This window comes from Paraclostridium tenue (genome assembly GCF_039521565.1).
Lineage (GTDB): Bacteria > Bacillota > Clostridia > Peptostreptococcales > Peptostreptococcaceae > Paraclostridium > Paraclostridium tenue.
Map to the genome: position 1 here is coordinate 222,234 of NZ_BAAACP010000001.1, position 12,731 is coordinate 234,964.

12 protein-coding genes are annotated in these 12,731 nt (G+C 27.6%); all 12 read left to right on the forward strand.

Features of this window, described 5'->3' with window-relative positions:
- Nucleotides 1-4: 4 nt before the first annotated feature.
- Nucleotides 5-1,063, forward strand: coding sequence for a glycosyltransferase family 4 protein (locus ABFX13_RS01130; RefSeq protein WP_346041261.1), 1,059 nt, complete (start codon nucleotides 5-7; stop codon nucleotides 1,061-1,063).
- A gap of 2 nt (nucleotides 1,064-1,065) precedes the next feature.
- Nucleotides 1,066-2,274: a hypothetical protein gene (locus ABFX13_RS01135; RefSeq protein WP_346041263.1), complete on the forward strand. Its 1,209-nt coding sequence runs from the start codon at nucleotides 1,066-1,068 to the stop codon at nucleotides 2,272-2,274.
- A gap of 14 nt (nucleotides 2,275-2,288) precedes the next feature.
- The gene (locus ABFX13_RS01140) at nucleotides 2,289-2,729 is read left to right on the forward strand and encodes a hypothetical protein (RefSeq protein ID WP_346041265.1); all 441 of its coding nucleotides are present in this window, start codon (nucleotides 2,289-2,291) and stop codon (nucleotides 2,727-2,729) included.
- Between the two features lie 281 nt (nucleotides 2,730-3,010).
- Complete coding sequence (locus tag ABFX13_RS01145; RefSeq protein WP_346041267.1) at nucleotides 3,011-4,177, forward strand: nucleotide sugar dehydrogenase; 1,167 nt, start codon at nucleotides 3,011-3,013, stop codon at nucleotides 4,175-4,177.
- Nucleotides 4,178-4,202: 25 nt separating this feature from the next.
- A complete protein-coding gene (galU, locus tag ABFX13_RS01150) occupies nucleotides 4,203-5,123 on the forward strand; it encodes a UTP--glucose-1-phosphate uridylyltransferase GalU (RefSeq protein WP_346041269.1) in 921 nt (306 codons plus the stop codon).
- 357 nt (nucleotides 5,124-5,480) lie between these two features.
- Entirely contained in the window at nucleotides 5,481-6,179 is a 699-nt protein-coding gene (locus tag ABFX13_RS01155) for a YveK family protein (RefSeq protein ID WP_346041270.1), read from the forward strand.
- Nucleotides 6,176-6,904 (forward strand): CpsD/CapB family tyrosine-protein kinase, encoded by a 729-nt coding sequence (locus ABFX13_RS01160; protein ID WP_346041272.1) that lies wholly within the window; start codon nucleotides 6,176-6,178, stop codon nucleotides 6,902-6,904. The genes ABFX13_RS01155 and ABFX13_RS01160 overlap by 4 nt, the downstream gene beginning before the upstream one ends.
- A gap of 22 nt (nucleotides 6,905-6,926) precedes the next feature.
- Nucleotides 6,927-8,834: a polysaccharide biosynthesis protein gene (locus tag ABFX13_RS01165; RefSeq protein ID WP_346041274.1), complete on the forward strand. Its 1,908-nt coding sequence runs from the start codon at nucleotides 6,927-6,929 to the stop codon at nucleotides 8,832-8,834.
- A complete protein-coding gene (locus tag ABFX13_RS01170; RefSeq protein ID WP_346041276.1) occupies nucleotides 8,827-9,582 on the forward strand; it encodes a glycosyltransferase family 2 protein in 756 nt (251 codons plus the stop codon). The genes ABFX13_RS01165 and ABFX13_RS01170 overlap by 8 nt, the downstream gene beginning before the upstream one ends.
- A gap of 25 nt (nucleotides 9,583-9,607) precedes the next feature.
- Nucleotides 9,608-10,237 carry a sugar transferase gene (locus ABFX13_RS01175; RefSeq protein ID WP_346041278.1) on the forward strand — a complete coding sequence of 210 codons (630 nt, stop codon included), beginning with the start codon at nucleotides 9,608-9,610 and terminating at the stop codon, nucleotides 10,235-10,237.
- Nucleotides 10,238-10,249: 12 nt separating this feature from the next.
- On the forward strand, nucleotides 10,250-11,392 hold the full coding sequence (locus ABFX13_RS01180; protein WP_346041280.1) for a DegT/DnrJ/EryC1/StrS family aminotransferase: 1,143 nt from the start codon (nucleotides 10,250-10,252) through the stop codon (nucleotides 11,390-11,392).
- A 10-nt stretch (nucleotides 11,393-11,402) separates the two neighbouring features.
- On the forward strand, nucleotides 11,403-12,680 hold the full coding sequence (locus ABFX13_RS01185; RefSeq protein ID WP_346041282.1) for a hypothetical protein: 1,278 nt from the start codon (nucleotides 11,403-11,405) through the stop codon (nucleotides 12,678-12,680).
- Nucleotides 12,681-12,731: the final 51 nt, after the last annotated feature.

Here is a 12,731-nt window from a genome sequence, read left to right on the forward strand (position 1 = left end):
TGCAATGAATATACTTATGGTTGGACCTCACAAAGACAAAGTTAATGGTGGGATGTCAACAGTTATAAAAGAGTATACAAATTCAAATTACTTAAAAGAATTTGACATAAAAAATATACATACTGTAGTGCCTGGATCAAAAGTAAAAAAAATATTATACGGATTAAACTCAATGGTTGTTATGAGTTATTATCTAGCTTTTAAAAAGATAGACTTAGTTCACATACATACAGCATCAGGGAAGAGTTTTTTTAGAAAAAGTATTTTTATAAAAATAGCTAATAAATTTAATAAAAAAATTATACTTCATATACATGGAGGAGCTTTTGAAGATGTATATTTAAGTGCTGATGATAGTACAAAATATAAAATAACTCAAAATCTGAATAAATGTGAAAAAATAGTTGTTTTAAGTAAAGCTTGGAAAAATAAAATAGAAAAAATGACTGACTCAGAAATAGTTGTTATAAACAACTCAGTAAATGTAAATGAAGACAATAGTTATAATGTAAATTCTAAAAAAATACTTTTTATCGGAAGAATAGAAAAAGATAAAGGTATTTTTGACTTTATAGAAATGGCAAGAGAGTTAGTACAAAATGATGATAGTATAAAATTTACTATTTGTGGAGATGGAGAATTAGAACAAACTAAACAATTAATAGAAAAATATAATCTTCAAGATAAATTTGAATTATTAGGTTGGGTAAGTAAGCAAGAAGTAGAAAGGGAATTAAAAGATACTATGATATTTATACTTCCATCATACAAAGAAGCTATGCCAATGGCTATACTTGAATCTATGAGTTGCGGAGTTCCTACAATAGCTACAAATGTAGGAAGCATACCAGAGGTTATAAAGGATATGGAAAATGGTAGAACTTTTGTACCAGGAGATATAAAAAATCTTGTTAACATAACGAAAGAAATGATTGAAAATCAAAAGCTAAGAGAAAATTACAGCAATAAAAGTTTTAAAGATATAAAAGAAAATTACAGCAATGAAGTTAATCACAAGAAGCTAAAAGACTTGTATCTTTTAACTGGTGGAAATAGGAGTTAAAAATGATACCTATATTTCAGATGATTTTGATAGCGATGATTTTTCAGGATTTATTACAAGTAAATATACATTTTTTCAGTTATGTGGATGAAGGACTAGCTATAGTTACAACATTATATGCATTGTTTTTATTAATGAACAAAAAAAAGCCTATAAAAATAACTAAGTATGAATTCACAGCATTTATAATTTTTATACTATACTTATTTATAGGATTTATATCAAATGCTACAAACAACATTATAGGTATTAAATTTGGATTCCTTAGTATGATTATGACGGCAAAAGGATACATACTTTACTTTGCTTGTAGAGTAATATTTCAATATTATGATGTTAAAGCAGATATATTAAAAAACATAAGCAAAGTATTAGAAATATCACTATATTTCTTAACTTTAATAGGCATAGTTAATATTCCTCTAAATTTTTTAGAAAATGAGGATGTAAGATTTGGACTGCATACAGTATCTATAGGGTTTTCACATCCTACAGAACTTGCTTTTTTTGCAATAATTTCAATGACTATAATACTTTTATATTACAACTACACAAATAAAACTAAAGGTGAACTTCCAATAATTATTGCAAGTAGTTTACTAGTATTACTTACAGGGAGAAGCAAGGCTATAGCATTTATGTGTGTTTATATAATATTATTCTATTTTATGAAATTAATTAAAAAGTTCAAATTAAAATACTTTATATTTTTAATCCCAATAATGGTATATATTTCACTACCAAGAATAATATCAGAGTTCTTTAATGGAGCAAGGGGGTACTTATACACAGCTGGATATCAAATAGCAAAAGATTTCTTTCCCTTAGGAACAGGATTTGGAACATTTGGATCATTTATATCTAGAGAATTTTACTCTCCTTTATATTATGAATATGGACTAAGCAATATATGGGGATTATCGCCAAGTACTCCGTATTATATAGCTGATACATATTGGGCGATGATAATGGGAGAAACCGGATTTTTAGGAGTTATACTATTAATCTTGGTTTTATATTTTATATTTATACAATTTTTAAAAGGATATCAAGACTATAAAAGTAAACTTATTGTTTTTGGATTAATTTGTTACACTGTAGTAACGAGTATAGCAGAACCTATATATTCAAGCAACAAGTGCGCTGCATTATTTATGATTTTAGCATTGTTTATGACAATTAGAAAAAGCTATTGTAAGAAAAATAACTAGGCAGAGAGGGATCAATGGAAAAATTATTAAAAATAATTTTAAAGTACAGAAAAAAAAATTCTAAAAGCAGAGTTGTGAGATTTTTATTACAACTTTTATATAAAATAGATTTACCTAGAGAAGTAATAATAGGAGATAATCTTATTTTAGCACATAATGCACCAGGGTTAGTGGTTCATCCACAAACTGAAATAGGTAACAATGTTAAGCTATATCAAGGAGTTACATTGGGAAGAGCAGATATACATAAAGAAGCTCATGAAAGTGAATTTGAAAAAATTAAAGTAGAAGATTGTGCAATAATATGTGCAGGAGCTAAAATACTTTGTAAAAAAGGAGAACTTAAGATCGCTAAAGGAAGTTTGGTAGGAGCAAATTCAGTTCTTACGTGTTCGACAGGAGAAAATGAAGTTTGGGCAGGAATTCCAGCTAAAAAAATTGGATATATCAAATAAAAAGCTTAGTATAACACTAAAATAAGAATAAAATACAGTGAAAACATACTAATAAACAAGTTATAGAGTTAGCAAATATAAAGAGAATATAAGACAAATAAAACAAAACAAAGAGTCAACATAGACGAAGTTATTATAATAAGTTTTGGATTTTTAGGTAGTTTAAAAGAAAGTGAATATAAAATATCATTAACGGTATAGACATATATATAATTAAAAAGAAAGATATGTTATTTTTGAAAAAGGATTTAACTATAAAACTTACAAAAGGAGAGATGACAATGAAAATTGCAATAGCAGGAACTGGATATGTAGGTTTATCTAATGCTATATTACTAGCACAAAACAATGAAGTAATAGCAGTAGATATAATTCAAGAAAAAGTAGATATGATAAACAACAAGAAATCTCCAATTGTAGATGAAGAAATTGAAGAATACTTAACTACTAAAAACTTAAATCTAGTAGCAACAACAGATGCCTATAAAGCATATAAAGATGCAGAATTTATAATAATATCAACACCAACAGATTATGACCCAGAAAAAAATTACTTTAATACAAGAACGGTAGAAGCTGTTATAGCAAATGTATTATCCATAAATCCACAAGCTACAATGGTAATAAAATCAACAGTACCAGTTGGATATACTGAAAGAATAAAAGCTATGTTTGATACAGATAATATAATATTTTCACCTGAATTTTTAAGAGAAGGAAAAGCATTATATGATAATTTACATCCTTCTAGAATAATAGTAGGAGAAAAATCAGAAAGAGCAAAGAAATTTGCAAACTTATTGTTAGAAGGTGCAGTGAAAAAGGATGTTCCAGTATTATTTACAAATTCAACAGAAGCCGAAGCAGTAAAATTATTTTCAAATACATATTTAGCACTTAGGGTAGCTTATTTTAATGAATTAGATACATATGCAGAACTTAGAGGATTAGATACAAAACAAATAATTGAAGGCGTAGGTTTAGACCCAAGAATAGGAAGTCATTATAATAACCCTTCATTTGGATACGGAGGATATTGTCTTCCAAAAGATACAAAACAATTAAAAGCAAATTATAAAGATGTACCTAATAACATAATAGGAGCAATAGTTGATTCAAACAGAACAAGAAAAGATCATATAGCAGATCAAATAATAAAAAGAAATCCTAAAAAAGTAGGAATTTATAGATTAACAATGAAAACTAACTCAGATAATTTCAGAGCATCTTCGGTTCAAGGAATAATGAAGAGAATAAAAGCAAAAGGAATAGAAGTTGTTGTATATGAGCCAGTATTAAAAGAAGATAGCTTTTTCAATTCTAAAGTTATAAGAGATCTAGATGAATTTAAGTCAATGTGTGATATTATAATATCGAATCGATTATCAAAAGAACTTTTTGACGTAGAAGAAAAAGTTTATACTAGAGATTTATTTAATAGAGATTAAAATTGAATTTGGAGATGAAAATCAAATGAAAAAGAAAGTGAGAAAGGCAATAATACCTGCAGCTGGATTAGGGACAAGATTTTTACCTGCGACTAAGTCTCAGCCAAAAGAGATGCTTCCTATAGTTGACAAGCCAACACTACAATATATAATCGAAGAAGCAGTAAACTCAGGAATAGAAGAAATATTAATAGTTACAGGGAGAAGTAAAAAATCTATAGAAGACCATTTTGACCGCAGTATAGAACTAGAACTTGAATTGGAGCAAAAAGGTAAAAATGAAATGTTAGAACTGGTAAGAAGTATATCTAACATGGTAGATATATACTTTATACGTCAAAAAGAACCAAAAGGACTTGGACATGCAATACACTGTGCTAAAAGTTTTGTAGGAGATGAACCATTTGCAGTACTTTTAGGAGATGACATAGTAGATAACGGTGAACCTTGCTTAAAACAATTACTAAATGCATACAATGAATACAACACATCTATATTAGGGGTACAAGAAGTAGCAAAAGAAGATACTAACAAATACGGAATATTAGATGTTAAATATATAGAAGATAGAGTATACAAAGTAAATGACATGGTTGAAAAACCAAAAGTTGAAGAAGCTCCATCAAATATGGCTATACTAGGAAGATATATAATAACTCCAGCTATATTTGATATACTTGAAAATCAAAAACCTGGAAAAGGTGGAGAAATACAATTAACTGATGCACTAAAAACATTAGGTGAACATGAAGCAATATATGCATATAACTTTGAAGGAAGAAGATACGATGTAGGTGATAAACTAGGATTTTTAGAAGCTACAGTAGACTTTGCACTAAAAAGACCAGAATTAAGAGAAGAATTTATGAAATTCTTAGAAGTAAAAGTTAATAATAGCAATAAATCTATTGAACCACCAGAAGAAGAAATAGACATAGAACAATAAAAAAATTCGTAGGATAAAACCTACGAATTTTTTTATTTAAAATTTAATTACTATTATCAAAAAGTAAAAAATTAGTTAGAAAAGATAAAAAATATTTAGAAAATTTTCGACAAATTTAATGATATTCGACAGGTTAATTTGTCGAAAAATAACACAAAATATAAAAAAAAGAAAAAGAATGCAAAAAAACACAGAACGAATTATTTTGAAGATGTAAAAATTTTTTACTATAATAAGAAAGAATAAAACAGAAAACTACAAATAAACAAAGTAAAATATAGTAAAATAGTAGGAATTAGATGAAAAATAGCTATAAAATGCTAAAAAAATATAAAATTGAAGTAAATGGAGGTAAAAATGGAAGAAACTATTGATTTAAAAGAATATTTTCAAATCATCAAAAAAAGAGCTTGGCTAATAGTTTTAATAACAACTATTGCAATGATTGTAAGTGGAATCATAAGTTTTTTTGTATTAAGTCCAGTTTATGAAACTAAAACAACATTAATAGTAAACAGTGATAAAGCACCAGGTACAGATGTAATAACAGGAGATCAGATAAATGTATCTCAAAAACTAACAGTAACTTATGGAGAAATAATAAAATCAAAAGTAGTACTTGATGAAGTAGCAAAACAGTTAAAAATTAAAGATGGATATTCAGAAATTGAAAAAAAATTAACTGTATCACCAGTGACAGATACACAAATATTAGAAATTTCTGTAGAAGATTATAATCCTAAAAGAGCAGCAGATATAGCAAATGCAATACCAAAAGTATTTACAAAAGAAGTAAAAAGAATAACAAAGGCTAGCAATGTAGAAGTAATAGATAAAGCTATGGTTCCTAAAATTCCAGTAAAGCCTAATAAAATTATGAATATAGCAATAGCAGGGGTTTTAGGAGTTATGATTTCATTATTTGTAATATTTTTACTTGAGTATATGGACAACAAAATAAAGTCACCACAAGATATACAAAAACATTTAGGGCTGCCTTTATTAGGAGTAGTTCCACATGAGAGCAAAGGTAAGAGAGGTGAAAATAAAAAATGATAAGCTTAATAACATTCAAAGAACCAAAATCACCAGTATCAGAAGCTTACAGAAGTATAAGAACTAATATACAATTTTCTAGCATAGACAAAAAAATAAAAACAATATTAGTTACTAGCAGTAAACAAGATGAAGGAAAATCAACAGTTATTTCAAACATGGCAGTAAGTTTTGCAGCGTTAGAAGAAAAAAAAGTTCTAATAATAGATGCAGATCTTAGAAACCCTAGTGTACACAGAAAGTTTAGCCTTACAAATACATATGGGTTAACAGAAATATTAATTGGAGAAAAGAATTTTAAACAAGTAGTACAAAATACAAAAATTAATAACTTACAGATACTAGCAGCTGGGAAGATGCCACCTAATCCATCAGAAATGCTAATATCTAAAAAAATGAAAGAATTTATAAAAACACTAGAAGAAATTTATGACTATATATTTATAGATACACCACCTATAGGAATTATAACTGATGCAGGAGCTATAGCTAATTACTCAGATGCGACAATATTAGTTGTAGGATCTAGAGAAACAGATATAGAAATGGCAAAAATGACAAAAGAAAAATTAGAAAAAGTAAAAGCAAATATTATAGGGGTTGTTTTAAACAAATATATAGAAGAAGACAATTTTTATGGATACTATAGCTACTGCTATGAACAAAATGATGGGAGTAGAAAAGCTAGGCACAAAAAGAAAACTAAAAAATTAGCACATTTTTAATTTAAAGGGGTGAAAAATTTAAGTGGATGCTCAAATCAGATCTCCAAGACAAGAAAATGTATTAGATAAAGCTTTAAGCAAATATAAAACAAGGCAACTAATATTAAAATTAGCAGATATAGTATGTATATTAATATCATTTGTAGTATCAGTATGGTTAGTTCATGAAATTAAACCATTAGAACATGAAATGATATTACTATCAGTAATATATATAGTAACAAATATATCCTTACTTACTATATTTAAGTGTTATCACAGTTTATGGAGATACGCAGGAGAAGAAGAATTACTATCTATAGTATTAGCTTGTTCAACAGCAGTACTGCCATCATATTTAATACATAAGCTTGTAGGGGGACAACTTTCAATAATTTTTTATTTATTAAATTTAATATTAACAATATCACTAACGGGTGGAATTAGATTAATATACAGAACAGCAAGAAGAATAGGTATTAGAGCTAACTTAAAAGATAAAGCTAGCAAAGTACTAATAGTAGGAGCTGGAAGTGCGGGAGATATGGTAATTCAAGAATTAAAAAACAACCCGCAACTTTTAAAAAAGCCAGTAGGAATTATAGATGATGACATAAATAAAATGGGAAGAAGAATTCATAATATACCAATATTAGGAACAACCAACCACATAAAAAATGTAGTTGAAAGAAATGATATAGACGAAATTATAATTGCAATAGCTAATATAACTAAACAAGAGAAAAAAGAAATTATAGAAGTTTGTAAAGATACAAAATGTAAACTTAGAACTATACCAGGTATATTTGAAATAATAGATGGAAAAGTTGATATAAAAAAAATTAGGGATGTTGAGATAGAAGACTTATTAGGTAGAGAACCTATAAAAGTTAATTTAGAAGAGATGAGTGAGTATTTGCAAAATAAGGTTGTACTTGTTACAGGCGGGGGAGGAAGTATCGGAAGTGAGTTATGCAGACAGGTTGCAAGTTTTAATCCAAAACAACTTGTAATACTTGATAACTATGAAAACAATGCATATACAATTCAGCAAGAATTAATAAGAAAATATGGAAATAAATTAAACTTGAAAACAGTTATAGCATCTATAAGAGAGGGAAAACGATTGGATGGAATATTTAATACATATAAACCAGATGTAGTTTTTCATGCTGCTGCACACAAACATGTTCCCCTTATGGAAAATAGCCCAAGTGAAGCTATAAAAAATAATATATTTGGGACGAGAAATGTAGCTACACTTGCAGATAAATATAAAGTTAAAAGATTTGTGCTTATATCTACCGACAAGGCAGTTAATCCAACTAATATAATGGGAGCTACTAAAAGAGCTGCTGAGATGATAATTCAGGTTATGAACAAAAGTAGTGAAACAGAGTTTGTAGCTGTTAGGTTTGGAAATGTACTTGGAAGTAATGGTAGCGTTATACCACTTTTTAAGAAACAAATTGAAGAAGGTGGGCCAGTAACTATAACTCACCCAGATATTATTAGGTATTTTATGACTATACCTGAAGCTGTACAACTTGTTATTCAAGCAGGTGCTATGGCAAAGGGTGGAGAGATATTTGTACTTGATATGGGAGATCCAGTAAAGATAGTTGATTTAGCAAATAACTTGATTACATTAAGCGGATTTGAACCAAATGTAGATATAGATATTAAGTTTACAGGGCTTAGACCTGGAGAGAAGTTATATGAAGAGCTACTTATGTCAGAGGAAGGATTAATGGATACTGAGCATAAGAAGATATTTATTGGAAAGCCAATAGAGTTTGATGTTGATAGAGCTAAAAAACATTTAGAAGTATTAAAAGATATAGTTGATCAGGAAGAAGTAGAACTAATTGATAATGTTATGAGAGAATTGGTTACTACTTATATTAGACCTGAAGAAGCAAATAAAAGCAAGGAGGTATTGTATGGATAAAAAATTGGTTTCAATAATAACTCCAGTATATAATGCTAGTAGCTTTATAAAAGAAACTATACAGTCAGTTCAGGCTCAAACCTATGAAAATTGGGAAATGATATTGGTAGATGACTGTTCTAAAGATAATTCGTGTGAAATAATAAGCAAATTTGTAGAAGATGACAGTAGAATTAGATATATAAGATTAGAGCAAAATAGTGGAGCAGCAGTTGCTAGAAACACAGCAATAAAAAATGCAAAAGGCAGATATATAGCATTTTTAGATAGTGATGATATATGGTATAAGAGCAAACTAGAAAAACAAATAAGATTTATGCAGGATGGAGATATAGCATTTTCCTTTACCGGATATGAGCTTATGACAGAAGATGGAACATTGTTAAATAAAGCTATAAAGGTTCCAAAAGTTATAGATTACGAGGGATATCTAAAAAATACTATAATAGGATGCTTAAGTGTAATTATAGATAAAGATAAAATAGGATATTTTGAAATGCCAAATATAAGGGCTAATCAAGATATGGCAACGTGGTTATATATACTTAGAGATAGAAAATGTAAAGCGTATGGATTGAATGAATGTTTAGCTCAATATAGGCTTGTAAATGGATCTATATCTAATAATAAATTTAAAGCTGCTAAGAGTGTATGGAATGTATATAGAAATATAGAAAATTTATCAATAGTAAAAAGTATATATGTATTTTCAAACTACTCTATAAATGCAATATTAAAAAGAGTTTAACACTAAAGATAAGTAGGGTTGATATATGGATAGTGTAAAAGAATTACCAAAAAAGATAAGCATGATAAATAGATTTTTAAAACGATCTTTTGATATTATTGTATCGTTTATAGGACTGTTGTTTACCATTCCTATAATAATAATATCTGCATTACTTATAAAAATAAAATATAAGGAAAGTGGATTTTTTACTCAAAAAAGGGTAGGGAAAGATGGGAGAATATTCAATATTATAAAAATTAAGACAATGTCATCTAAAGTTGATTTTCAGACAACTGTTACAACTAAAAATGATCCAAGAATAACACCTTTGGGAAAGATATTTAGAAAAACCAAGATAGATGAGCTACCACAGCTTATAAATGTATTGAAAGGTGATATGAGTTTTGTAGGACCTAGACCTGATGTAAAAGAGCTTATAGATAGTATTCCAGAGGAGGAAAGAGAAATATTTTTATCTATAAGGCCAGGAATAACAGGACCTGCAACAATAAAGTATAGAAATGAAGAAGAAATATTAGCAACAGTAGAAGATTCTCAAAGGTATAATGATGAAGTTATATTTCCAGATAAGGTAGAAATAAACATTGATTATATAAGAGATTATAATTTTATAAAAGATATTCAATATATATTACAAACAGTTTTTAAATAAGGGGTAAATAATATGAAAAAAAGAATATATCTTTCTTCACCTCATATGGGAGGGGAAGAACAGAACTATATAAATGAGGCATTTGACACAAATTGGGTTGCTCCACTAGGACCTAATGTTAATAATTTTGAAAAAGACATTCGAGAGTACACAGGAGCAAAAGCATCAATAGCTTTAGTTAGTGGAACAAGTGCTATTCATTTAGCACTTAAATGTTTAGGAGTAGGGCAAGGTGATGTAGTATTTTGCTCAACATTGACATTTTCAGCAAGTGCAAATCCAATAATATATCAAGGTGCAGAACCTGTATTTATAGACTCAGAGTATGAATCTTGGAATATGTGCCCAATAGCTTTACAAAAGGCATTTTATGATGCTGAAAAATGCAACAAAATACCAAAAGCAGTTATAGTTGTAAACTTATATGGACAAAGTGCTGACTATGATAAATTAAAATCAATATGTGATAAATATAATGTACCAATTATAGAAGATGCAGCTGAGTCTTTAGGAGCTACATATAAAGGTAAGCAAACAGGAACTATTGGAGATATAGGTATATACTCATTCAATGGAAATAAAATAATAACTACTTCTGGTGGAGGAATGATGGTTTCTAATAATGAAGAGTATACGAAAAAAGCTCTTTTTTGGGCAACTCAATCAAGAGAAGCAGAACGTCATTATGAACATAAAGAATTAGGATTTAATTATAGAATGAGTAATGTTATAGCTGGGATAGGAAGAGGACAGATGAAAGTTCTTGATGAGAGGATTTCTAAGAAAAAAGAAATTTATGAATTGTATAAAGATAGATTTAAAGATATAGATGAAATAGAAATGATGAGTGTATGCGAATTTGGAGAACCCAATTATTGGTTATCTGTGGCTACTATAAAAGAAAGTTCTAGAGTTAATCCACTAGATATAATGATAGCTTTAGAAAATGAAAATATAGAAAGCAGACCTGTATGGAAGCCTATGCATATGCAACCATTTTTTGAAAAATATAAATTTTTCTCTAGAAATAAGAAAGAACCTATTTCAGAAAAATTATATATAACAGGAATTTGCCTACCAAGTGATACAAAGCTTGATGTAGATGAGCAAAGAGAGATTATAGAGATTGTAAAAAATTTATTTAAGAATAAGTAGAGGCAATTAGATGATTTTAAAACATAGTATAAAAAAACAAAGAATAACTTTAATGATATATGAATTTATATGTTTTATAGCATTAACTATGGCGTATACGATGGTTATACAACCTAAATTTTCATACATGGGATTTGAATTAGATTTTAACATATATAATTTTTTAATAGGGATTGCATTATTGATATTTTTCAATTTAATTGGAATTTTTATAAAAAATAATATAATATACGCTATATGGCATATTATCTTAATATATAATTTTTATGGAACTGTAATATATTATCAATACAATAACACTTCTATAAATATAGTTATATCTCTTAGCATATTTTTATTAGTTATGATAATTTTTTCGAAAATTAATATAAAGATAAAAAAATCAAAATATACTGTTGAAAATAATTATTTCATAATGAGAAGGTTAACATTTTTAGCAATCATTGCAACTATACCATTTTTTATATTTTATGGTAAATACATAAATATAAAAAACTTGTTATTAATAGATGTATATGAAACTAGAGCTTTATTTAGAGAAGTTAGTGTAAATGGAATAGGATACTTAATAGCACCGTTAACAAGAGTTGTATGTCCTGTACTGTTAGCTTATTCTATAAAATATAAAAAGAAAAGTATTTTTTTACTTAATTTGTTTGTAATTTTATATATATATTTATGTGGAGCTGTTAAAAGTATATTTATAGGTGCAATAACTGTTATTGTATTTTATAGGGGAGATTATGAAGAAAAGCCTATTTTATTTGCTAAGTTGATTATGTTTTTGACAATAGGTGGAATTTTACTATATTACATGTTTGATAATATCTTTTTATTGGATGGGTTTGTAAGGCGTGTATTTTTTATACCACCTAAATTAGATAGTGAATATTATATGTACTTTAATGGACATAACACATATTGGCTACATTCAGCTATAGGTGAACTTTTAGGAATTCAAAGACAAATATTAGGAGGCTACGACTCATTATCAATGTATACTGGAGAAGTTTTAATGGGAAAACCAGGATTTAATGCAAATGTAGGTGTTTTAACAGAAGGATATGTATCGGCAGGGTATATAGGAGTTTTAATTCATAGCATACTTATAAGTTTTATATATAGAATTATAAGTTCAATAAACATAAATCCTATATTATTTGGTGTTATATTTATATATATATACTATCTAAACACTGCATTTTTATCAGTTCTTTTATTGACTCATGGATTATTATTTTTATTACTGTTCTCTATTATGTTTTTAAATCGAAATGTATCTAATTAAATATATTTTATAGAGATAATATATTACATATTATCTCTATAACCATAATTA

Excerpts from the sequence above, each read along its gene's own strand:
- ABFX13_RS01140 (WP_346041265.1), top strand. The coding sequence starts at position 2,289 with ATGGAAAAATTATTAAAAATAATTTTAAAGTACAGAAAAAAAAATTCT.
- ABFX13_RS01180 (WP_346041280.1), top strand. The coding sequence starts at position 10,250 with ATGAAAAAAAGAATATATCTTTCTTCACCTCATATGGGAGGGGAAGAA.
- ABFX13_RS01155 (WP_346041270.1), top strand. The coding sequence starts at position 5,481 with ATGGAAGAAACTATTGATTTAAAAGAATATTTTCAAATCATCAAAAAA.
- ABFX13_RS01160 (WP_346041272.1), top strand. The coding sequence starts at position 6,176 with ATGATAAGCTTAATAACATTCAAAGAACCAAAATCACCAGTATCAGAA.
- ABFX13_RS01185 (WP_346041282.1), top strand. The coding sequence starts at position 11,403 with ATGATTTTAAAACATAGTATAAAAAAACAAAGAATAACTTTAATGATA.
- galU (WP_346041269.1), top strand. The coding sequence starts at position 4,203 with ATGAAAAAGAAAGTGAGAAAGGCAATAATACCTGCAGCTGGATTAGGG.
- ABFX13_RS01145 (WP_346041267.1), top strand. The coding sequence starts at position 3,011 with ATGAAAATTGCAATAGCAGGAACTGGATATGTAGGTTTATCTAATGCT.
- ABFX13_RS01170 (WP_346041276.1), top strand. The coding sequence starts at position 8,827 with ATGGATAAAAAATTGGTTTCAATAATAACTCCAGTATATAATGCTAGT.
- ABFX13_RS01175 (WP_346041278.1), top strand. The coding sequence starts at position 9,608 with ATGGATAGTGTAAAAGAATTACCAAAAAAGATAAGCATGATAAATAGA.
- ABFX13_RS01135 (WP_346041263.1), top strand. The coding sequence starts at position 1,066 with ATGATACCTATATTTCAGATGATTTTGATAGCGATGATTTTTCAGGAT.
- ABFX13_RS01130 (WP_346041261.1), top strand. The coding sequence starts at position 5 with ATGAATATACTTATGGTTGGACCTCACAAAGACAAAGTTAATGGTGGG.